Annotated in this window: 20 protein-coding genes; 8 read left to right on the plus strand and 12 right to left on the minus strand. The window is 71.2% G+C overall.

Annotated features, from left to right (window positions below; all coding sequences use genetic code 11):
* Window positions 1–312: 312 nt before the first annotated feature.
* Window positions 313–1728, plus strand: coding sequence for a serine/threonine-protein kinase (locus OG753_RS03040; protein WP_405792518.1), 1416 nt, complete (start codon window positions 313–315; stop codon window positions 1726–1728).
* A gap of 48 nt (window positions 1729–1776) precedes the next feature.
* Here the strand turns inward: OG753_RS03040 and OG753_RS03045 are convergent, their stop codons facing one another.
* From OG753_RS03045 to OG753_RS03060, 4 genes are all read right to left on the minus strand, one after another.
* Window positions 1777–2571, minus strand: coding sequence for a barstar family protein (locus OG753_RS03045; RefSeq protein WP_405786991.1), 795 nt, complete (start codon window positions 2569–2571; stop codon window positions 1777–1779).
* Complete coding sequence (locus OG753_RS03050; RefSeq protein ID WP_405786992.1) at window positions 2564–3550, minus strand: phosphotransferase family protein; 987 nt, start codon at window positions 3548–3550, stop codon at window positions 2564–2566. The genes OG753_RS03045 and OG753_RS03050 overlap by 8 nt, the downstream gene beginning before the upstream one ends.
* Window positions 3551–3824: 274 nt before the next feature.
* Entirely contained in the window at window positions 3825–4190 is a 366-nt protein-coding gene (locus OG753_RS03055; RefSeq protein WP_405786994.1) for a hypothetical protein, read from the minus strand.
* Window positions 4191–4303: 113 nt separating this feature from the next.
* Window positions 4304–4771 (minus strand): lamin tail domain-containing protein, encoded by a 468-nt coding sequence (locus OG753_RS03060; protein WP_405786996.1) that lies wholly within the window; start codon window positions 4769–4771, stop codon window positions 4304–4306.
* A 569-nt stretch (window positions 4772–5340) separates the two neighbouring features.
* Here OG753_RS03060 and OG753_RS03065 point away from each other — a divergent pair.
* The gene (locus OG753_RS03065; protein WP_405786998.1) at window positions 5341–5949 is read left to right on the plus strand and encodes a DUF6529 family protein; all 609 of its coding nucleotides are present in this window, start codon (window positions 5341–5343) and stop codon (window positions 5947–5949) included.
* A 241-nt stretch (window positions 5950–6190) separates the two neighbouring features.
* Here OG753_RS03065 and OG753_RS03070 read toward each other — a convergent pair whose 3' ends face one another.
* A complete protein-coding gene (locus OG753_RS03070; protein WP_327260528.1) occupies window positions 6191–6568 on the minus strand; it encodes a helix-turn-helix domain-containing protein in 378 nt (125 codons plus the stop codon).
* A gap of 151 nt (window positions 6569–6719) precedes the next feature.
* On the opposite strand from OG753_RS03070, the gene OG753_RS03075 reads away from it, so the two are divergent.
* The gene (locus tag OG753_RS03075; RefSeq protein ID WP_405787000.1) at window positions 6720–7127 is read left to right on the plus strand and encodes a RidA family protein; all 408 of its coding nucleotides are present in this window, start codon (window positions 6720–6722) and stop codon (window positions 7125–7127) included.
* Between the two features lie 204 nt (window positions 7128–7331).
* Here the strand turns inward: OG753_RS03075 and fxsT are convergent, their stop codons facing one another.
* Window positions 7332–9770, minus strand: a complete 2439-nt coding sequence (gene fxsT, locus OG753_RS03080; protein ID WP_405787001.1) for an FxSxx-COOH system tetratricopeptide repeat protein — start codon at window positions 9768–9770, stop codon at window positions 7332–7334.
* A gap of 178 nt (window positions 9771–9948) precedes the next feature.
* Window positions 9949–10218 carry a Tn3 family transposase gene (locus OG753_RS03085; protein ID WP_405787003.1) on the minus strand — a complete coding sequence of 90 codons (270 nt, stop codon included), beginning with the start codon at window positions 10216–10218 and terminating at the stop codon, window positions 9949–9951.
* Between the two features lie 846 nt (window positions 10219–11064).
* Between OG753_RS03085 and OG753_RS03090 the strand changes: the two genes are divergently transcribed.
* Together OG753_RS03090 and OG753_RS03095 are read left to right on the plus strand one after the other, a co-directional pair.
* On the plus strand, window positions 11065–12333 hold the full coding sequence (locus OG753_RS03090; protein ID WP_405787005.1) for a YhgE/Pip domain-containing protein: 1269 nt from the start codon (window positions 11065–11067) through the stop codon (window positions 12331–12333).
* A gap of 87 nt (window positions 12334–12420) precedes the next feature.
* Entirely contained in the window at window positions 12421–12567 is a 147-nt protein-coding gene (locus tag OG753_RS03095) for a hypothetical protein (protein WP_327260534.1), read from the plus strand.
* A gap of 76 nt (window positions 12568–12643) precedes the next feature.
* Here the strand turns inward: OG753_RS03095 and OG753_RS03100 are convergent, their stop codons facing one another.
* Window positions 12644–14200 (minus strand): amidohydrolase, encoded by a 1557-nt coding sequence (locus OG753_RS03100; RefSeq protein ID WP_405787007.1) that lies wholly within the window; start codon window positions 14198–14200, stop codon window positions 12644–12646.
* Between the two features lie 12 nt (window positions 14201–14212).
* Complete coding sequence (locus OG753_RS03105) at window positions 14213–15547, minus strand: lysine N(6)-hydroxylase/L-ornithine N(5)-oxygenase family protein (protein WP_405787009.1); 1335 nt, start codon at window positions 15545–15547, stop codon at window positions 14213–14215.
* A gap of 253 nt (window positions 15548–15800) precedes the next feature.
* On the opposite strand from OG753_RS03105, the gene OG753_RS03110 reads away from it, so the two are divergent.
* The 3 genes from OG753_RS03110 (at window position 15801) to OG753_RS03120 (ending at window position 19159) form a co-directional block, all read left to right on the plus strand.
* Window positions 15801–16745, plus strand: a complete 945-nt coding sequence (locus OG753_RS03110; RefSeq protein WP_405787010.1) for a methionyl-tRNA formyltransferase — start codon at window positions 15801–15803, stop codon at window positions 16743–16745.
* Between the two features lie 122 nt (window positions 16746–16867).
* On the plus strand, window positions 16868–18523 hold the full coding sequence (locus OG753_RS03115) for a serine/threonine protein kinase (RefSeq protein WP_405787011.1): 1656 nt from the start codon (window positions 16868–16870) through the stop codon (window positions 18521–18523).
* Between the two features lie 123 nt (window positions 18524–18646).
* A complete protein-coding gene (locus tag OG753_RS03120; RefSeq protein WP_327260539.1) occupies window positions 18647–19159 on the plus strand; it encodes a hypothetical protein in 513 nt (170 codons plus the stop codon).
* Window positions 19160–19232: 73 nt separating this feature from the next.
* Here OG753_RS03120 and OG753_RS03125 read toward each other — a convergent pair whose 3' ends face one another.
* From OG753_RS03125 to nadE, 3 genes are all read right to left on the minus strand, one after another.
* Window positions 19233–19994 carry a GNAT family N-acetyltransferase gene (locus OG753_RS03125; protein WP_327260540.1) on the minus strand — a complete coding sequence of 254 codons (762 nt, stop codon included), beginning with the start codon at window positions 19992–19994 and terminating at the stop codon, window positions 19233–19235.
* 57 nt (window positions 19995–20051) lie between these two features.
* On the minus strand, window positions 20052–21296 hold the full coding sequence (locus OG753_RS03130; protein WP_405787012.1) for a PP2C family protein-serine/threonine phosphatase: 1245 nt from the start codon (window positions 21294–21296) through the stop codon (window positions 20052–20054).
* Between the two features lie 108 nt (window positions 21297–21404).
* Entirely contained in the window at window positions 21405–22235 is an 831-nt protein-coding gene (nadE, locus tag OG753_RS03135) for an ammonia-dependent NAD(+) synthetase (protein ID WP_405787014.1), read from the minus strand.
* Between the last annotated feature and the right edge of the window lie 66 nt (window positions 22236–22301).

Below are 22301 nucleotides of genomic sequence, written 5' to 3' on the forward strand. Positions count from 1 at the left end.
TTTCTTGCGCCTCGCTGAACCGGTGCCCCAATCGCTACGTGATGTTTGAGTCGGCTGGCAATTCGAGGGAGAACCGCCCCCATGTACAACGAGGAAACCGAGACCGTGACGGAGACCGCACTCGCGGGCACCACCGCGCTGACCAGTGCCATGACCAGCGCGCTGACCGGCCCCGGTACGGCCACCGACGCGTCCACGATCGCGGACACGAACACGGACACGGCCACCACCGCGGCCGCGCCGGCTGCGGCGGGCGGGGAACGGCTGATCGCGGGCCGCTACCGGCTGCTGTCCCGGCTCGGCGAAGGGGGCATGGGCACCGTGTGGCGGGCCCTCGACGAGACCCTGCACCGGGAGGTCGCCGTCAAGGAGGTCCGGGCCCCGGCCGGTCTGCGGGCCGGGGACGTCGCGCGGATGTACAGCCGGCTGGAGCGGGAAGCCTGGGCGGCGGCGCGCATACCCGACCGCAATGTGGTGACGGTCCACGACGTGGTCATGGAGGACGACCGGCCCTGGATCGTGATGGAGCTGATCCGCGGGCAGTCGCTGGCCGACCTGCTGCGGGCCGAGGGGCCTCTCACCCCGCGGCGCGCCGCGCACATCGGCGCGGAGGTGCTGAGCGCGCTGCGGGCCGCGCATGCCGTCGGGGTGGAGCACCGGGACGTGAAGCCCGCGAACGTGCTGCTCGCGCAGGACGGCCGGGTGGTGCTCAGCGACTTCGGTATCGCGATGGTCGAGGGCAGCACGGCCCTGACGATGACGGGCGAGCTGGTCGGCTCCCCCGAGTACCTGCCGCCGGAGCGGGCGCTGGGCCGCCCCTCGGGCCCCGAGTCCGACCTGTGGTCCCTCGGCGTGATGCTGTACGCGGCCGTGGAGGGGATCTCCCCGTTCCGGCAGGACACCGCCCTGAGCACCTTGCGGGCCGTCGTGGACGAGGAGCCTCCGGCGGCGACCCGGGCCGGCCCGCTCACCCCGGTCATCGCCGGGCTGCTGCGCAAGGAGCCCGGCGAGCGGACCCCCGCCGCCGAAGCCGCCGAAGCCCTGCGGGACATCGCCGCCGCACCGGACGCCACCACGACCGCAGCCCGCATCCTGCCGGCCCCCGCGGAACCGGCCGCGGCGGCGGCCCCGGTCCCCGCGGTGGAACCGGCGACCGCGGCAACCGGGATGCCCCGGTCTTCGGAAATGCTCCCGTCTCCCGAGGCGCCCCGGTCGTCCGAGGCCACGCCCACCGCGGTTGCCACCACTGCCGCCGCCGCTGCCGCTGCCGCCGCCCCGCCCCGCAAGCGTCGTACGGCGGTCTTCGTCGCGGCCGGCGCGGCCGCCTGCGTACTGATCGCCGCCGGGCTGGCCTACGCCCTCTCCGAGAGCAACAAGGAAACCGCCCTCGTCTCGGGCGTACGGATGTCGGTGGCGGGCGCGAACACCAAGTACGTCGGCAGCTGCCCCACCCCCGAAAGCAAGGCCCCGGCGTTCACCGCGACGTTCACCGCGTCCGAGCCGACCCTCATCTCCTACCGCTGGGTGTCCGGTGACGGTTCGGTGGTGGATCCGCACTGGCGCACCATGTCGATCGGGGACGAGGCCAACCCCACGGGACACGACACCGTGCGCCTGACCACGTACGCGAAGACCGGCACCCTGACCACCGGAATGGCCGTGGAACTCCAGAGCCCCGGCCGGGCCACCTCCAACCCGGTCCCCTTCTCGATCACCTGCACCGGCTGATCCCGCCCGGCCGGGGCACCCCGGTGCGGCCGTGAAGGCGGCCGGCCGTCACCGCAGGACGACGTCCACGCGCCGAGCTTCGAAGATCTCCAGGAGCAGGTCGAACAGCGATCCCTCGCCCCCACCGGTGGGCACGCGCTCGGCCAGCCGGGCTCTGGCCTCGGCCGAGTGGTCCCAGCGCAGGGTGAACGGAGCGGCGGCACCCCAGCCGCCGCTCAGACAGTCGTCCAGAGCGTCGAGGTTCCAGCCGAAGTATCCGCCGGGCCCGCCCACGGCCTCACCGATCGCGCAGTAGAAGCTGCCGATGTCGACGATGTGCCGGCCGTCCACGGTGAACACCCGGCCCGCGGGAGCATCGGTCTTCCCCCGGCGGCGGTACTCCCGGGACCACAGCGCCACCGACAGCCACGCCTGCCTGTCCTGTGGAGCGAGCTCGTGCCACATGCCGGTACGGTCCAGGCGCCCCGCGCGGATCAGGTCCCACACCCGGTCCGCGCCCGGCATGGCGTTCTCGCACCACAACGTCAGCGCGAGGTCGACGCGACCGGCTCCGTGGGCGGAGGGCCGGGCGTCGGTGACCGTGACCTCGTTGACGAAGTAGGAGCCCATCGCGGCGCGGTCGGAGTCGAGGAGGTCCCACCAGGCGCTCCCCGCCGTGGCACGACGACTGCCGATGTGGTCGAGGCTCTTCAGCAACCCGCCCTGCGGCAGACAGCCCGACAGGCGCACTCGGCGCGCGCCCTCTTCCTCCGGCAGCGGCGTGAACAACCCCTCGGCCTCGTGGGCGAAGCCCCAGAAGTCGGTGTCGTCGTCGTCCGAGGTGAGTGCGTGCCGTTCAGGCATAGATGCCGAAAAGGGCGTCAATGTATTCCTCCAGTCTCTGCGTCAGGACCCCGGCTGTCAGATCGACGCGGCCCAGTTCGCGCCAGGGGACAGCGACCTTCTCCGCGTCCGGTGCGAAGGCCAACGCGTCCAGCAACCGCCAGTGGAGATGCGCGCCGCGTTCCTCGGCGAGGGCTCCTCCCGCAGCGACGTACCGGTCGGCGAAGCGCATGCCGGCGGAAACCCCGTGCAGCAGGGCGAGGGCCGTGGAGCAGTGGGCAACGTCCAGGTCGGCCGGCCCCCAGGAGGTCTCCACCCAGTCGACGACACCACTGATCCGGACCTCGTCATCGGTACCGGTGAAGAGGACGTTGCCGGGATGGAAGTCCCGGTGCAGGAAGCATCCCTGATGGGCAAGCGGCTCCCGGCGGATCACGTCCACAGCACGCTGCCAGAGCTCGGGCCGCTCGGTGTCCGCGGGCGGAATCACTCGTTCGGGAGAGGTCCACGGCTGGTAGGTACGAGGGCGTTGCCGTCCGGGCACCGGTAGTTGATGGATGCGCACCAGCTGGCGGGCCAGCAGTTCGGCACGGTCGTCGGCACCCGGATCGCCGAGGCGCACGGTCCCCGGCAGCAGGGACATCAGCAGGGAGGGGTGGTCGCAGTACTGCGCGGTCGCGTCCACCGCCACGAGTGCGGGCGCGGGCACGCCCGTGCCGTCGAGGAGGCGCAGAACGGCCGCCTCACGGGTCAGCAGGCCCTCCGCGTGCCGAACGTAGAAGGGCTTGACGAACGACCTCAGGACGAGTGAGCGTCGGCCGCTCGGCCGGCGGAGGTCCAGGCGGCGCATGTGCGAGGTCCAGCCGCCGCGCAGCCGCACCACCTTCTCGATGCGCTCCGCGTCGGACAGCCCCTTCTCCACCCAGCAGCGGGTGGCGCCCCACTCCTGACCGTCAAGATCCGCGCCGATGCCCTCGGCCGCCCCTTCAACCGAACCCATGCCGGAAGACTATCCCGGAGGCCGTCCCGGACCGCACCCTGCCCGCCCTTGCGACGAGGCCGGCAGGAGGAGCGGTCCGGCGGCGCACCGTCACGGCCGACCACCCGGTTGCGGTTGGCCAGGGCTCCGAGCGCGCTCAGGAATGTCTTGGACAGGAAGTCCTTGCCCCGGTCGACACGGACGTGTTCCGGTACCCCGCCTGCCGGACCGTAGGGGTCACTCCACAAGGCCACACACCCGCCGGCCGCGGCACCAACCTCTCCGGACAACACACCTAGCGGCTGGTGGTGATCCACCGCACGAGGGTGGCGTGGGTCGTGTCGTCGAGCGACGAGAGGATGTTGATGGATTCCAGGTCCCCGGGGAGTGGTGGAATGCCCACGGTGGTCAGCGCTGCTTGCAGGTCCAGCCTGCGCCGATCCACGGGCGTCAGGGGCCGGGTGAGGCGTGGGTCGGATGCCGGCCCGCGTGCCGGATGCCATTCGCCGAGGGGAGGCGGTTGCCAGCCCGTATCACCCGGGTTCTGCGGCCGGGCGTCGTAGGCCGCGGGCGCGTCTGTGTCAGCGCCGGGGAAGCGATAGGGGTCGAGGTCCAGCTGAGGGACCGCGACATCGGACGGGGCATACTGCAAGAACTCCACGAAGACCCTCCATGCGCCGGGGGTGTTGCGTGCCGCGGCGGCTGGCCGCGGCACGCCGTTGCTACTGGGGGCCGGCAGTTCACGGACCCCGATGGTGTGACTGCCGGGCCGGATCAGCGGGAGCCGCGACGGCCCCAGGTCTCGGTGTCGATGACACGGCCGCGGTCGTCGCGCAGGGTGGCAGTGTCACGCTCGTCCCAGATCTGGTGACGGCGGTCCTGGTACACGTCGCGGCGGGTGTCGCGGCCCTGGCCGGTGTGGACCTTGACGCTGGAGCGCCCGTCGAGACGCAACCCGGCGAAGCGGTAGCGGTTGCCCTGCCGGTCGGTGAGGGTGAAGCCGCGCAGGTTGACGGCCTGGCGGCCGGTGTTCTTCACCTCGACCCATTCGCGGTTCACGGCGCGGTTGTCGCGTCCGCGACTGTCGTGCTGGACGTCGCCGATGACGATCGAGGAGTGCGGGCCCCGGGGGGCCCGCAGGTCGGACCCGTGGGCGACGGCCGGCAGAGCGGCCGCCCCGATCAGTGCGCCGGCGGCCACGATCAAGGTGACGGTGCGGCGGGTGGCGAGAGAAGCAGACATGCAGATGGCTCCTTCAACAGACAGCCGGCCCGGCCTTGTGCGAGCCGGGCGGGCTCCGTGCGGTTCCCGGCGTTCTGCCGAGGAGCCACACTCTGGCCCGCACCCGCCATCAACCGCCACAACTCACAACGCGCGTTGCCCAATGCGGACATGTCCGTAACTCTCCCTTGCAAGTTGCAGACGTCAAGCCCCAGTTGACGCAGACGGGGCGAGATGCGGGGGCGGCCCCACCGGTGCTGGAACGCATGGGTTTCGGCCAGATAAGAAGCTCATTCACGCCTGCCTCGCACTCTGCGCCGAATGGGTACCGAGCTCTGTAACAGACACGTTGGCCGTTTCCTCGAACCACTTGCGCACAACCGTACGGACGTGCGGGCGGTGACGGCCGCCAGGTCGGGGCCGGACGGAACACCGGCCAAGGAACCCTGCCCTCCGACCTCCCGTGCCGCGTCCGCCGGCCGCACCAGCAGCCGAGGTCTCTACGGCCGCGTCGGCTGCCATCTGCCGCACCGGGCCGGTACAAGGGATGGCAGACCGCCAACCCTCGGCGTTCCGAGACGAGGAGCACGATGTCGCACCCCCGGTCCGCCCTGCGCCGCCCGGAAGCCGGGCTCGCTCTCGCACTGGCGTTCGCGGCTGCCGCCGCGGTCTTCGTCGCCGTCTTCCTGCTCGGCCGGACGAACACGCCGGACTACACGGCGACACTGTTCGGCCGGTCGGACGCCGATGCCATGCGCCTCAAGGCACAGCTCGCAACCGGCGTCCTGGGGTTGGCAGCTCTCCAGCTGCTGCTGGCAGTGTGGATGTACGGTCGGCTGCCCGGGGTGCGCCGGGTTCCGGGCTCGGTACCGATCACCCACCGGATCGTCGGGGTGGTTCTGTTCGCCCTCACTGTCCCGATCACGGTGCACTGCGTGCGAGCGTACGGCGTGCAGCTGACCGGCTCCCGTGCGGCGGTGCACTCGATCGCGGGTTGCTTCTTCTACGGGGCGTTCGCCGCCAAGCTCCTGCTGGTGCAGAGCCGGCGCTTGCCGGGCTGGGCTCTGCCACTGGCCGGGGGCAGTCTGGTGGTCGTGGTGGTGCTCCTCTGGTACACGAGTGCGCTGTGGCACTTCAACGGAAGCAGCATCCCGGTCCTGTCCCTCGGGCGCCACCACCTGCCACCCGGGCAGATGTGATGCGCGGCGCTGCGAGCTCCCTGAACGGTGAAGCGTGTGGGGGCTGCGGTGACCGCCGAAGGACGATCCAATCGGTACAGAGACCCTTCCGATCCACGCCGCCCGGCAGACCACGGCCGCCGCATCCCGGTGAGCACGGGCGTGTGCAGGCCCACGCGGGTCCTCTGCGACAACGAGCCGACCCTGTCAGGCACCGCCGTGGAATCGCGGCGGACGGCTTCGGGCGCGGGTGCTCCGCCCGTCAGGTGCCGAAGCGGTGGCGGGAGGCCTCGATGTGGCCGAGGTAGCGGTGGGTCCAGTCGCACAGTGCGTCGATCGTCACCCGCAGGGCCTGGCCCGGCTCGGTCAGGGTGTACTCCACCCGCGGCGGGACCACCGGGTACACCGTCCGACCGACCAGACCGTTGCGTTCCAGCATGCGCAGGTTCTGGGTGAGCATCTTGTGGCTGATGCCCTCGATCTCGTCGCGCAGCTCGCTGAAGCGCAGCGTCCGCTCCCCCAGGGCCTCGATGATCAGGAGTGCCCATTTGTTGGCGACGTCCGAGAAGATCTCCCGCGCCAGGGAGTCCGCGCGCCGCAGGTCCGCATCGTCGGGCGAACCCGTGAACTGCTTGGTCACCTTGAGGTTCCCCTGTCACCGAAAAGTGCGTTCTTCCATGTCAGCGGCCACTCTCCTACGGTTCCTGAGTAACCACAAGAGACCAAGGGCGCCTTGGTCCCGCCGGCAACGAGCCCGTAGGGCTGGCTCCCGCGACAAGGAGACGGACAGCATGGCCATCACCCTGGTGAACCCCACCGGACTGCCCGAGATCGATGCCTACCGGCAGATGTCGATCGCGACCGGATCGAAACTCGTCTTCATCGCAGGACAGGTCGCCTGGGACGCCGACGGCGTCACGGTCGGCGAAGGCGACCTCGCGGCCCAGGTCGAGCGGTGCTACCTCAACATCGGTACCGCCCTGGCCGCGGCAGGTGGCTCCTTCGACGATGTGGCGAAACTGACCGTCCACGTCGTCGACTGGACTCCCGACAAGATGCCCCTGCTGATGGAGGGGATCACCCGGGCAGCCTCCACGCTGGGCGTCGTCCCGGTCCCGCCGGCCACTCTGCTGGGCGTAGCAGCCCTGGACGTACCCGAGCACCTGGTCGAGGTCGAAGCCACAGCCGTCATCGACTGACCTGACGCTTGCGGCTGTCTGGTGGGCTCACTGCCCCGATGCGCTGGGTCTGCGCAACGGGGCAGTGAGCCCACCGTTGGGATGCGCGAGGTGAACGAATCACTCTCTTGGTCAGATGCGCCATGCATCCTGTGTCGAAGTGCGCAGTAGCCAACACAGAGTGCTACTTGTCGCTTGGCGGCGGCTCGGGGATACAGGGCCTCCTCAACCGCCCCCGGCTGCGACGTTCCTGCGCCGCAGCCAGTGCCACCACCGGCTCTGTGGCCGTTGGGTGGACATGGCTAGCGCTGTCTCCAGCGCGTTACGGGTGCTCAAGGTATGCGTGTGCTCGTCGCCCAGGATGCGGACGCGGTCATCGAGGGTTCGGCGCAGCAGGTCTATCGCCTCGGCCTGCTCACCTGCACTGGTCAAAGCGAGAGCGAGGTTGTGGCGACTGGCAAGGGTATCCGGGTGCTCGGGGCTCAAGATGCGGGTGCGGTCGTCAAGGGTGCTCCGGTGCATGCGCACTGCTTGTGCGTGCTCGCCCATCCCGTCCAGCGCGAGACCGAGGCTGTCCCGGCTGGCCAGCGTGTGCGGATGCTCGTCGCCCAGAACGCGGGCGTGGTCGTTGAGCGCCTGCCGCAGCAGCCGTATCGCTTCCGTCTGCTCACCCGCCCTGGTTAGGGCGCTGGCGAGGTTGTGGCGGCTGAGCAGGGTGAGGTGGTGCTCGGGGCCCAGGACACGGATGCGGTCGTCAAGGGTGCTCCGGTGCATGCGCACTGCTTGTGCGTGCTCGCCCATCCCATCCAGCGCGAGACCGAGGCTGTCCCGGCTGGCCAGGGCATGCGGATGCTCGGGGCCCAGGACACGGTTACGGTCGTTGAGGGTCTGCCGCAGCAGACCCACCGCCTCGGCATGCTCACCCGTCCCGTCCAAAGCGCATGCGAGGTCATTGCGGCTGGTCAAGGTATCGGGGTGCACGGGGCCCAGGATGCGGGTGCGGTCCTCCAGGGTCTCCCGGAGCAGGCGTATTGCCTCGGCCGGCTCTCCCATTCCGAACAAGGCATTGCCCAGGTTGTTGCGGCTGGTCAAGGTATCGGGGTGCTCGGGGCCCAGCATGCGGGTCTCGACGTCGAGGAGCCGTTCATGCAGCAGGCGCGCCGCACCGAAAGCGCCAGCCTTCTGCAGCACCTGCGCCAGGGTGTTGAGAGTGGTGCGCTGGTGTGTGGCGGTGCGCGGGTCCGCGTGGTCGAGCAGCAGCGGCAGGTGGGGGGCGAGGAGCACGGCTCCAGGCCAACCGGCGCGCCCGCGCTGGTCGGCCTCGTGTACAGCCGTGGTCAGCCGCTCGGCAAGAGCCCGGTGCCACACGGCGAGATCGGAGGTCTCGGCCGTGAGGGCGACAGCGTTGATCTCTCGGATCAGGGGATGCAGTACCACCTGCGCCCCCTCACTGCTGCCCGACGCCGGGCCGGTGCTGCCGGGAGAGTGGGGCAGGCCGAGGAGACCGTAGCGGTGCAGGCCGGCGAACGCGGCCTCCAGGGCCACCGCGGTGACGTCGTGTCCGGTGACGACGGATAGCAGGTCCGGGGTGATCAGGGACAGTGGGACGGGGGCTTGAGCCAGCAGGGCCAGCAGTCGCAACAAGGGGCGGGCCAAAGCGTTGCCCTCCCCGGCGAGCTGGTCCAAGGACACCTCCCAGGTGTGCCGCACCACGGCGCGGGCGACCTGCGGATGGGAGGCATTCGGGTGCGCCGCTCCCAACAAGAACCGCAGTTCGTGTTCCAGGGCCTGGCGGTAGGCGGCAAAGGTGCGGTAGCGGCTGGTGGGTCCGGCCAGATAGGTGCCGGCCGCGTGCAACGCCAGTGGCAGCCCGCCCAGTCGCGCCGCCAGCTCGCGGGCCTGCTCGGCGGTGCCGGCCACGGGAGCGGCGTCCAGCAGGACCTGCCCCGCAGGTCGCACCGGCAGCGGCTCCAGTGGCAGCAGCTGTGCGCACGGACCCCAGGTCTGCTCGCTGCCATCCCGGCTGGTCACCACCAGCAGGCCTCGGCCGTGAGGACGGATCCAGCCGCGATAGTCGGCCACCGGCTCCCCTGCCGGGCCGATCTCGTGCGGCTCGTCGGCGTTGTCCACCACCAGCAGCCAACGGCGCACCCGGCCCAACTGCCGCCAGACCACATCCGGCAGGTTCGCCTGCCCCGCTCGCGCGGCCTCCAGCTCTGCCTCTGGCAGGCCGCAGGCCAGCGCCGTCTCCACCATCTGCTGCGCCAGCTCGGCACCGTCGCGCCAGCGGACCCAAAACACTCGCCAGCCCGCCGCCTCGGCCTGGGTGGCCAGTTGCGCGGCCACCGTTGTCTTGCCCATCCCGCCGACCGCGCACAGCACCGCGAACCGCCCTTGTGGCCGCCGAAGCATGCCTGCCAGCACGCCGAGTTCTCCCTCACGCCCCCGCACGCGCTGAACATGCGGGGGGCGTAACGAAGCCTGCTGGCCTCGGGCCAGTCGGCTCACCGGTGCCAGCCGCGCCGGGGGCCTTGGTGCGGCATCCAGATGCCGGCCCCACAGCAACAGCACGATGCTGACCACCACCAGCACGGCGAACACCGGCCAGATCACCCACGCCTGCGCCGCCCAGCCAGGCACCGCGTCACTGGCGTAGTTGGTCACCGGCCCCAGCACAGCCGCCACCAATGCGGCCCCTCCCGTTACCACCGACCCGACCCACGCACCCCGTCTACGCCCCACGGTCTGCCACCCCCGTCCACCGTCACCAGATGTTCCCGCCTGGATTACGTCCATGGAAGGGTGCGGGTGGTCACGACGCGGGCGGCGGTGTTGCTCCGGTTCAGCGGCCGGATGCCGAGCCTGCTGCGTGAACGCCGTCATCCGCCGCGCGGCGCGGCCCGGGCACCAGGGCAGGCAGCAGGTCGAGCCGCTTGTCCATGTCGAGGCGGAAGGTGCCGTACGGGTTGATGTGCGACCAGAACAGCGCAGTCAGTCCTCGCCGGTCCACGTCGGACAGCTTCTTCGCCCAGGCCGGTTCGGCGAGGACCTGCTGCAACAGCAGGGTGTCGACGTGCACCAGGGCGGACTGGAGCAGGTGCAGGGCGAGCATCCCTGGCGGCCGGGCTCGGAACCGTCACGCGCGCGGTACGCCAACGCCATCCTGGACGACGGTGATCCCCGTGCGGCCGGATCGGATCGGTCGGCGCGGGCTGCGGGGAGCGCCTGCCGGTCGCGCGAGCACGGCGCCTCTGCCCCGTCGATCTGGCGATCGGGGAGCACCACGGCGGTGACCACGGGTAGTTCGCGACCGGCTGCGGCAAGGTTGAGGGCCAGGGTGCGCGGGGTGGCGTCGAGGAGGTCGGAGCCGGTGGGGTGCTGGACTGAGCGCAGGGCCTGCTCGGTGGCGGCAGCGCTGCCGGTGGGTATGGAGGTGCGGCGGCCGGGCCAGGGCTTCGTCGGCGTCCTGCACCTGCTGGGCGGTGTCCGCCGTCTGACCGCCCTACGCGGGCGAAGGCGCAGGAGCGGCGGTGCCGGGCTGTGGCCCATGGAGAGGGTGAGCTCTTGACCGGGGACGATCGGGTCGGGGTTGTCGAACCTTCGGCCGCGGGGCAGGGGTTGTCCTTGTTGCAGGCCATGGACGAATCCCACCCTCGGTGCAGGAACTGCCGCGACGGCCGTGCACGGACCTCAGGGCTCCCCGCAGTGGGCGGTCCTGCACGACCGTGCCCAGCAGTGGCGAGCAGTGGCGAGCAGTCGCGAGCAGTCGCGAGCAGTCGCGAAATGATTTACGGCCTTCGGCCGTGGGCTGTTCCGGTGGTCCCGTACGCGGGTTCGCGGCCCGCGTGCGAGGGGTGCGGCGGCCCGCCGGGGTGCGGGGACCATCCTGGGGATCCCGTGCGGCCCGGCCGCTTCCACCGTCCTTCGATCCCGGCCCGCCGGGAAGCTACGGAGACCGATGTCCCCCACCGTCGCCCCCGAAGTCACCGCCATGGCCCTGGTGCGCCGCCCCCAGCTGTGGTTGGTCCCCACGATCCTCACGGGGCTGCTCGCCCTGCTGCTGTCCCTCCTCTACATGGGCGGCATCGTCAACCCCAACGCCGACCTGCACGACCTGCCCATCGCCCTGGTCAACGACGACAAGGGCGAGCCGCCGCAGGGCCAGCAGCAGAACCTGGGTACGCAGATCACCGCCGCCATCGCCGCCGACCCCGCGGGCGGCAAGGCGGACTGGCGCGAACTGACCCTCGTCCAGGCGCAGGACCAGCTCGACTCAGGCCAGATCTACGGCGCGCTGGTGGTCCCGGCCGGCTTCACGGACTCCGTCACCGCGCTCCCCACCTCCGCGGCCACGAAGCTCCCGACCATCACCGTGCTCACCAACCCCGGCAAGGGGAGCCTCGGGTCCTCGCTGGCCGGCCAGATCACGACGCAGGCCGCCCACCGCGCGTCCCGGGCCGTGGGCGAGCAGCTCACGGCGGCCGCCGGCGCCCAGGCGAGCCCCACCGCGAAACTGCTGCTCGCCGACCCCGTCGAGGTCGTCACGCAGGTCGGCCACCCGATCGGCACGCACAGCGGTCTCGGTCTGACGGCCTTCTACTACACCCTGCTGCTGGTCCTGGCCGGATTCATGGGCGGCAACGTCATCAGCAACGGTGTCGACACCGCCCTCGGATACGCCGACAACGAGATCGGCCCCTGGCACACCCGCCGCCCGACGGTGCCGATCAACCGTACGCAGACACTGCTCCTGAAGATGGTGATGACCGCGGGCATCACTCTCCTCAGCACCTCCCTGGTGATGCTGGCCTGCGTCGCCGTTCTGGGGATGGACGCGACCCACCTGCCCCTCCTGTGGGTGTATTCCTACTGCGCCGCCCTCGCCGTCGGCCTGGGCGTACAGGCCATCAACGCCGCGTTCGGCGGGATCGGCCAGCTCGTGTCGATGTTCGTGTTCATCGTGCTGGGTCTGCCGTCGTCGGGTGCGACGGTCCCGCTGCAGGCTGTCCCCGGCTTCTACCGCTTCCTCTCCCACTTCGAACCGATGCGTCAGCTCAGCGACGGCGTGCGCGCGATCCTCTACTTCGACGCCCGCGGCGACGCAGGGCTCACCCGCTCCTGGATCATGATCGCGGTCGGCACCGTGCTGGCCCTGGTCTTCGGTTTCGCCATGACCGCCTACTACGACCGCAAGGGCCACAAGAGACTCACCCCGCAACCCGCCTGACGTCGCCTGGTCCAGGGCCGGCAGCTGCGTGTACATGCCTGGCGCGCCTCGGGGTACACGAGCCGGTGAGAACACCAAGGAGGCGCCATGTCGACGTTGTTGACCCGTATCAAGCAGTTCGCGCGCAGCCCCCAGGGGCAGCGGGCCGTCGCGTCGGTCCGGCGGGCCGCCGCCGACCCGCGCAGGCGCACCCAGGCCGGGCGGCTCCTGAACCGCCTGCGCGGGCGGCGCTGACCGGTCCGGGTGGTCGGGCCGGACTGCCCTGGCCCGACCACCCTCGCCCCCGACCTCGATCGCCCGGCCCCCTCCCCTAAGCCCTGCCGTCGACGTACGCGGCGACGACCTCGATCGCTCCGATCCGCGAGGGTTCGACCCGGCGCGGGTCGTCGCCCAGCACGGCCAGGTCAGCGCGGCGGCCCGGGGCCAGGGCGCCCGCACTGCCGTCCCAGTGGCAGGCATAGGCACCGGCGACGGTGTAGGCGTACAGGGCCTCCTCCACGGTGATGCCCTCGTCGGGGCCGATCAGGGCGCCGGACGCGGAGGCCCGTTCGACCATGAACTGGACGGCCCGTAGCGGTGATCCGTCGGTGACGGGCCGGTCGGAGCTGCCCACCAGGGTGACGCCGTGGTCCAGGAAGCCCCGGCCCCGGTATAGCCAAGGGGCCCGGTCCGGGCCCATGACGGCCGCGTAGTCGTCGCCGAAGGAGCGCAGGAAGTTCGGCTGGACCACCGCGCTCACCCCGAGTCGGGCGAAGCGCGCGAGCTGGTCGGGCCGGATCAGGCCGGCGTGTTCGATCCGGTGCCGGGCCGTCGGGCGCGGTCTTTCCCGCTGGGCCCGCTCCAGTGCGTCGAGGGCCAGGTCGGCGGCTCGGTCCCCGATGGCGTGGACGGCGAGCTGCCAGCCGGCGAGGTGGCCGTCGACGATGATGCCGGCGATCCGCTCGGGGGTGTCCTGGAACTCGCCTGCTCGGTCGCTCCCTTCGTAGGGGCGGGTGAGTGCGGCGGTACGGGCCATCATGCCGCCGTCGGTGTAGACCTTGAGCGCGCCGAGGGAGAGCCAGTCGTCGCCGAACCCGGTGCGCAGGCCGAGGTCGAGGGCGCGGGGGATCCCGTCGGACGCGTGCGCGGCCACGGGCCGCAGGGTGTCGGCGGCCGCCATGAGCTGGACCCGCAGCGGGAGCCGGCCCTGGTCGCGCAGGAGCTGGTAGGCGCCGAGTTCGACCGGGCTGTGGCCGAGCAGTCCGCCGCCGATGCCCGCCTCGGCGCAGGCGGTGACGCCTTCGGCGAGGCAGGCGCGGCCGGCGCGTTCGATGGCGTCGGCGATCTCCTCCTGCGAGTACGGCAGGCGCAGCCGGCGGGCGGTGGTCATGGCGCTTTCGGCGAGGAAGCCCTCACCGTGGGCGAGTTCGCCGGGGAGCAGCTCCAGGACGGCTCCGTTGACGACGCAGCCGTGTCCGGAGTCGTGCAGCATGAACACCTTGCGGCCGTCGCTGACCTTGTCCAGCTCGGCGGCGGTGAGGTGGCGGCCGAGGGCGCGCTGGTCGTAGCCGCCGATGTCCACCCATGCTCCCCGCGGCGTGCGGGTGACGGCCTCGGCGACGACGGCGAGCACGTCCTCCACGCGTGTGCAGGGCGCCACGCTCGGGGTGGCCGCCTTGAGGCCGGTCCAGGCCAGGTGCACGTGGGAGTCGATGAAGCCCGGCAGCACGGTGGCGCCCTGCAGGTCGACGACCTCGCGGGCGGGCAGTGCGGTGACCGCCTCGTCCAGGCCGACGATCCGGCCGCGCCAGATGCCCAGGTCGTGGGCGACGGGGTGGCCGGGGTCCATGGTGAGGAAGGTGGCGTTCGTCAGCCTGGTGCAGAGCATGGGTGCTGTTCCTCAGGGGGTGGGCGCCGTGTGGGAGGCCGGTACCGGTACGCGGCCGTGGGTGACGATGGACCGGAGGATCTCGCCGACCCTGACGGCGGTGTTCGACAGGAGGGAGGACGTGATGCCGTGCGTGTGCTCGGTTCCTCCCTGGAGGTAGACGCCGCAGCGCAGTTCGGGTTCGCTCTCGACACGGTAGTCGCGGGCCACGCGGACGCGGCCGAGGTCGTCGCGCCGGCACAACTTCTCGACGTCCCCGAGCAGGCCGAGGCCGTCCGCCGAGCGGTAGCCTGTCGCGTAGACCAGCACGTCGGCCTCCAGGACCTCCTTCTCCCCCGTGACCAGCGACTCGACGGTGACGCGCACGCTGTCGGGGCCTTCGCAGACGTCCGCGAGCCGCGAGACCTTCAGGAAGCGCAGCCGCTCGGTGCCGAGGACCTTCTCCTGGTACTCCTGCCGGTAGAGGTCGTCGATCAGATCGATGTCCACCACCGAGTAGTTGGTGTTGGCGTGGTACTCGATCAGCTTGCGCTTGACCGATTCGGGGGCGGTGAAGTACTCGTCGACCGCCGAGGGGTCGAAGATGCGGTTGGCGAACCCGCTGTCGTCGGCGGGGCTGTAGCCGTAGCGGGAGAAGACGGCGCAGACCTCGGCCCCGGGGAAGGTGCGGTGCAGGAAGGCCACGTTCTCGGCGGCGCTCTGGCCCGCGCCGACGACGACGAAGCGGGACGGGTCCGCGTTCCCCAGCGCCGCCACGCGCGTCAGGAGTTCCGAGGTGTGCCAGACCCGCTCGGTGCGGTCCACGCCGTCCGGCATCTGCGGGCGCAGGCCGGTGCCGATCACCAGATTGCGCGCCCGGTGGACGACGAGCTCCGAGCCGGAGCGGGCGGTGACGTCCAGGTACTCGATGGCTCCGTCGCGCAGGACGGGACGTACGGCGACGACCTCGGACCCGTAGGACACCATGTCGTCGACCTTGGCCGCGGCCCACTCGAAGTAGTCGTGGAACTCCACGCGGAGCGGGAAGAGGCTCTTGTGGTTGACGAAGTCGATCAGGCGGCCGCGGCTCTGGAGGTAGCAGAGGAAGCTGTACTCGCTGGCCGGATTGCGCAGTGTCACCAGGTCCTTGAGGAAGGACACCTGCATCGTGGCGTCGTCGATGAGCATGCCGCGGTGCCAGCCGAAGCGTGGCTGCTGCTCGAAGAAGTGGGCGGTGACCGCCTCCTGCGGTCCGACTCCGGCGTTGTGCTCGCTGAGCGCGATCGCCATGGCCACGTTCGAGGGGCCGAAGCCGATGCCGATGAGGTCGTGGATCAGTGGCGCATCATCGGACAGATCCTGTGACATGTCACTCCCAATCGTGCGGGGGGCAGCCGATTGCCGTGCGTGGGGGAACCGGGGGCGGGGCACGCCGAAGGAGCGGCGCCCGAGGGGAACTTAGGGAAGGCTAACCTGATGCCATGGAGCTGTCGATGGGCAAATCAGATCGAGTCATCGTCGATTTCGAGCTGAACTGCCTTCAAAAAAGGCGATGTTGCGGACTTAGGTAAGGCTTGCTTTACTCATTCTGAAATCTGTCGCCGCTCCAAGGAGGAACCCCATGCGGGTCGTCATGTTCGGCTATCAGACGTGGGGACACCGCACCCTGCAGGCTCTGCTGGAGTCCGAACACGATGTCGTTCTGGTCGTGACGCACCCCAAGAGCGAGCATGCCTACGAGAAGATCTGGAGCGACTCGGTCGCCGATCTCGCCGACGAACACGGTGTTCCCGTGCTCATCCGCAATCGGCCCGACGACGAAGAGCTGTTCACCCGCCTCAAGGAGGCGGAACCGGACATCATCGTGGCGAACAACTGGCGCACCTGGATTCCCCCGCGCATCTTCGACCTGCCCCACCACGGCACCCTCAACGTGCACGACTCGCTCCTGCCGAAGTACGCCGGCTTCTCGCCGCTGATCTGGGCGCTGATCAACAACGAGCCCGAAGTCGGCGTCACCGCGCATCTGATGAACGACGAGCTCGACGCGGGCGACATCGTCGTCCAGCGCGCCGTACCGGTCGGCCCGGCCGACACCGCCACCGACCTGTTCCACAAGACCGTCGACCTGATCGCACCGGTCACGGTCGGCGCGCTGGGCCGGATCGCCGCGGGCGAGACCGAGTTCACCCGCCAGGACCGATCGCAGGCGAGCTTCTTCCACAAGCGGTCCGCCGAGGACATCCGCATCGACTGGAACTGGCCGGCGGAGGACCTCTCGCGCCTCGTACGCGCCCAGTCCGCCCCCTACCCGGCCGCGTTCACGTTCCACCGCGGCAAGCGGCTGGAGGTTCTGGCCGCGGTCGTCTCCGAGGGCCGCTACGGCGGCACCCCCGGCCGCATCTTCTACCGCGAGGGCGAAGGCGTCGTCATCGTGGCCGGATCCGATGCCCGTACCGGACGCAACCACGGCCTCGCCATCACCCGGGTGCGCACCGAGGGCGGCGAAGAAATGCCCGCCACCGACTACTTCACCACCATGGGCGGGTACCTGACCAGCCGCTGAGCCGCTGCGTCGACCCGGGCGGCGGGGAGGACCCGCGCCCGGGCGGCGACCCGCAAACGCCTGCATGACCATGGTTCCAGCCACTAGAATTCGGCCGGACCAGGCGCGATGCGGGGGGTCAAGTGGACGCATTGATACCGGGTGACCCCGTACGGGTCGGGCCCTACCACCTCGTCGCACGGCTCGGCAGCGGAGGCATGGGCCGGGTCTATCTGGCCCGGACGCCCGGCGGCCGCAGCGTGGCCGTCAAGGTGGTGCACCCGGAGCTGGCGCGGGATCCGGAGTTCAGGCGCCGGTTCGCCCGTGAGGTCGCCGCCGCGCGGGCCGTGGACGGGAGGTTCACGGCCCAGGTGCTCGCCGCGGGCGTGGACGACCCGACTCCGTGGCTGAGCACGGTGTTCGTACCCGGGATGTCGCTCGCCGAGGCGGTGGCCGAACACGGCCCATTCCCCGAGGCATCGGCGCTCGCCCTGGCCCGCGGGCTGGCGGCGGCGCTCGCGGCCGTGCACGCGGCCGGGCTGGTGCACCGTGACCTGAAACCGTCCAACGTCCTCCTGGGCCCCGACGGGCCCCGGGTGATCGACTTCGGCATCTCGCGGGCCACCGAGGCCAGCGCCCTGACCCGGACCGGAATGACCGTCGGTTCCCCCGGCTTCATGTCACCGGAGCAGGCCTCCGGCGGCGTGGTCGGCCCCGCCTCCGACGTGTTCTCCTTCGGGGCGGTGCTGGCCTTCACCCTCAGCGGCGAGAGCCCCTTCGGGACCGGTGCCACCCCGGCACTGCTCTACCGGGTCGTTCACTCCGAGCCACGCCTGGAGGCACTCTCCGGGGTCGCGCTGGACCTCGTCACGCGCTGCCTCGCCAAGGATCCGGCCGCACGGCCGTCCCTGGAGACCCTGTTCGCGGTGCTCTCGGTCGACGCGGACGACCCGGACTCGGAGCACCGGGCAGGCGGGACAGACGGCGCGGTCGGGAGGGACCGGGCGGACGGGTCGCACCGGGCGGGCCAGGGGAACGAGGCGGGTGACGGCCGCCCCGTCGGTTCCGGCTGGCTGCCGGCCCCCGTCGCGCACAGCCTCCTCGCGCGCGCCTCGTCGGCGCTGGAGGCGGACTCCGACCCCTCGATGACGGCCGCCGCGCCTCCGCGATACGCGCCGACGCGGGTGGATCCAGCCGCCGTGGCGGTGCCGCCGGCCGCCCTGCCCGTGTACGGAACGCGCCGGCGGGGAGCCCGCGCCCGGATCCGTACGGCACCCTTCATCGCCGCCGCGGCCGTGGTGGTGGCCGCGGCGATCGGCGTCCTGGCGTACACGGCCGGGCAGAACGGGAAGGACCCGGACCGGACCTCCGTCTCCCAGGACGACAACGGCGGCACCCCGACGGATCCGGCGCCGGAGAGCAGCGATCCCTTCGACGGCTGGTCCCTGTCGGACGAGGCGGAGATCCAGCTGCCCACCGGGTACGGCATCGACGCCACCGACTTCAGGGAGGGCAAGGCGGGCGACGGTTTCGACGTCGACCTGCACACGAACTGGGACCTCGGCGGGAAGGACATCCTGCTGCTCAAGTCCGGGGATTTCGAAGGGAACAGCGACTGCCTCGCGGACGAGCGCACCTCCGGCTACGGAACCCTGGCCGAGCACACCGAATGGGGCATCGCCGACGTCATCTGTGCCCGTGTCTCCTCCGATCTGCTGCTCGTCCTGGAGGTCACCAACATCGAGGACGGCCAGGACGACTACCTGGAGGCCGTCGCCAAGGTGTGGAAGCGCGAGTGAGTCCGCACGCCCGACAGCATGATCGTCGCCGGTAGGGTGGTGCGGTAATTCCTTGCGGAAAGTCCCTTGTGGCTAGGGACAGTTCACCGCACACCCCATACAACAGCGAAGCGACTCATACCTGTGAACGAGAAAGAGCGAGCCCCCATCGAGGACACGCACTTCGGCGCGGTCACCGTCCGCCAGGACGGCCAGGACCGCATCGAGGTCGACGGCGAGGCGATCCCCCGCGTGACCCTGGAGCGGGATCCGGCGGCGGAGACCGATCCGCACATCGCCATCGGCACCCGCGACCCGGCGCACCTCACGATGCGGGTCGACGGCGTGGAAGTCGGGCTGCTCCCCGCGAAGGGCCGGTTCAGCAGGCACTCGTACCGCGTGGACGTGGAGTACGACGGGGCGGCCTACCGCTTCGTCCCGGACTCCATCCCCGGCAGCCGGCTGACCCGCGACGGCCGGCACCTGGGCGACTTCTCATCAGACGGTGACGAGACGGTCCTGGCGGAGTGGCGGGAGGACGGCGAGATCCGGCCGGCCGACGCCGCGATCGGATACGCCCTGGCCTCGGCCTTCGGCACGGGCGCCCAGCCGATGTGGATGATGATCGTCGACGGCGTGAGCAACGCGATCCCCTAGGCCGTCTCCTTCGCCCATTCCTCCGGCTCTTCCGGACCCCTTCGTCGGAGTCCCGCCACCTCCTCCGGGAGGGTCACCCGCGTTCGAAGCAGTGCGTGTGGCCGATGACGGCGAAGCCGCGGCGCTCGTACCAGTGGCGCGGCCAGTCCAGGGCATCGGCGGTCAGGAATCGGAAGTCGCAGTCGTGGGCGGCGGCCAGGCTCAGGGCGCGGGCCAGGACGGCGTCGGCGTGGCCGCGGCCGAGGTGGGCCTCCGAGGTGATCAGGTCCTCGATCTGGGCCGTGCGCGTGGCCCGGTCCACGTAGAGATCGGCCCAGGAGGCGACCTCCCCCGCCTCCGTACGGGCACCGATGAACCGAACGACGTCCGCGCCGCGCCGGCGGGCCTCGCGCCGGTCGACGAGCTGGCGCAGGACCTCGTCGTCGGCGTCCGGGAGGAAGCCCCGCCAGCGCCGGGTCAGCGGAGCGCGCAGCGCGTCGAGGTCCACCTCCTGCGCCGGTCCGCCGTCCGGCACCGGGCCCGTGTGCAGCATGACCAGATAGGCGGAGTGGGTGTATCCGGCCCGGACCATCGGCTCCGCGCACGCCGTGCCGGCCTCGTCGTCGAGTACGGAGACCAGCCGGTGCTGCAGGTGCCCGAGGGCCTCCTCCGCGATGCCCGGCAGCGCCTCGGGATCGACGGCCGCATCGATGACGACCTGGTTGTTCGAATGGGACTGCGCGAACGTGTCGTCGTAGACGGCGAACCCTCCGGGAAGGGCCGTGGTGCGCTCGGCCTGGCGGCGGGCGAAGTCCGAAAGGAAGGCACGGACGCGCTGGAGTTCTGGTCTCGGCATGGGGTGAGCCTACGCAGCCGGGGGCCTGGGACGCCTTCGAATACCCGGCGGGATCCGTCACAGGCGGAGGATGACCAGCGCCGTGTCGTCGGTCATGCCCACCGCGGGGATGAGCTCGGCCAGCAGGGCGTCGGCCAGGTCGTCGGGGGTGGCGGTGCGGTGTCGTACGAGGGCGTCGGCGAGCCGGCCCAGGCCGACGTCGATGTCCTCGCGGCGGCGTTCGATGAGCCCGTCGGTGTAGAGGACGAGGGTGGAGCCCTCGGTGAAGACCAGCCGGTCCTCGGGACGGCGGGTGTGCTCGGGCCGGGCGCCGAGCGGGGGGTCGGTGGCCCGGTCGAGGAGGACGACGGTGCCGTCGGGGTGGCAGAGCAGGGGCGGCGGGTGGCCGGCGCTGCTGTAGGTGAGGGTGCTGCTGTGCCAGTCGATGAAGACGGACACGGCGGTGGTGGACTCCGCGCCGTCGACGGAGCGGGCGTACAGGCCGAGGACCTCCAGGGCCTGGCCCGGGCCCTCGGCGACCCGGGAGGCCGCCGACAGGGCGCTGCGGAGCTGGCCCATGACGCCGGCCGCGTGCAGACCGTGGCCGACCACGTCGCCGACGGCGACCGCGGTGCGGCCGGGCTGGTCGACGAGGTCGTACCAGTCGCCGCACACGTTCAGGGCCGCTGTGGCGGGCCGGTAGCGCACGGCGGCCTGGTGGTGGCCGAGGGGGGTCGGCGCGGGCAGCAGGGACTCCTGGAGGTGGACGGCCACGTCGCGCTCGTGGGCGTGGGAACGGCGCAGGCGCTCGTTGACCTCCTGGAGCTCCCGGGCGCGGGTGTAGATCTCGGCTTCCAGCACCTGGGCGTGGTCCTTGCCGCGGGAGGAACGGGCCCGGATGAGTTCGGTGACCTCCTCCACGCGGTGCAGCAGCAGCGCCACGGTGCCGTCGGGGGCGAGGACGGGGACGTTGACGGGGCTCCAGTAGCGCTCGTGCCACACCCCGGACCCGTGCGGGTATTCCACGTCGTAGCGCTGGACGGCCATGCTGTCGCGCTCCCCGGTGGCCGCGACCCGTTCCAGGGAGGCGCGCAGATTGCGCATCCCGCTGGCCCCGTCGTCGGTGGGGTTGTCGGGGAAGACGTCGAACAGGTACCGGCCGATGAGCTGCTCACGGGTGCGGCCGGAGGTCGAGAGGAACGACTCGTTGACGTCCATGTACACCAGATCAGGGGTGAGCAGCGCGACCGCGCCCGGCAGGGCTCGGAAGACCGCTTGATAGTCGATCCCGGATCCGTCCACGTCCACCTGTTCGCGCGCCACCGCCCGGTCATGGGCTCACTCCCACGATAGGCACGAGCCCCGGTGCGGGCTCGTCACCGGCTCCCGCATTGAGCCGTTCGGCTCAATGCGGGAGCCGTGCGCGAGGGCTCAGGGGGCGATCGGCAGCTGTCGCTTGTGCTCGGTGAGGCGGTAGCGGCCGACGATCGCCGCGAAGGCGGCCCCCTCGACGGGCTTGCCCTCCAGCAGGTCGTCGATGTCGTCGTACGAGACGCCGAGCGCGTCCTCGTCGGGCTTGCCCGGGTCGAGCGTCTCCAGGTCCGCGGTCGGGGTCTTGTGCACCAGCCCGGCGGGCGCGCCCAGCTCCTGCGCGAGGGCGCGCACCCGGCGCTTGGTGAGGCCGGTGAGCGGGACGACGTCGGCGGCGCCGTCGCCGAACTTGGTGAAGAAGCCGGAGACGGCCTCGGCGGCGTGGTCGGTGCCGACGACCAGGCCGTCGTGCGCGCCCGCCACCGTGTACTGGGCGATCATGCGCTGCCGGGCCTTGATGTTGCCGTGCACGAAGTCCTGGTGGTGCGCGTCGCGGAAGGCCGTGCCGCCGGCCAGCGCCGCGTCCAGGGCGGCGTCGCTCGCGGCCTTCACGTCCACGGTCAGGACCCGGTCGGCCCGGATGAACTCCAGCGCCAGCTGTGCGTCCTTCTCGTCTGCCTGGGTCCCGTACGGCAGGCGCATCGCGAAGAACGTCGCGTCGTGCCCGGCGGCGCGTACGCGCTCGACGGCGAGCTGGCACAGCCGGCCCGCGGTCGTGGAGTCCACACCGCCGCTGATGCCGAGGACCAGGGCACGCAGGCCCGTGGAGGTCAGCCGCTCGGCGAGGAAGGCCACTCGGCGCTCGATCTCCTGCCGTACGTCGAAGGACGCGCTCACCTGGAGATCGCGGGCGATCTCCTGCTGCAGGGATATGGACGCCAGGTCGGTCACGGTTGCTCCTCGATCGGGCCCGTGCGCGGGTCGGCACGCGCCGCCCGGCCGGGTCACAGTCACGTG

Origin of the sequence: Streptomyces sp. NBC_00029, from assembly GCF_045160505.1 — a bacterium.
GTDB lineage: Bacteria > Actinomycetota > Actinomycetes > Streptomycetales > Streptomycetaceae > Streptomyces.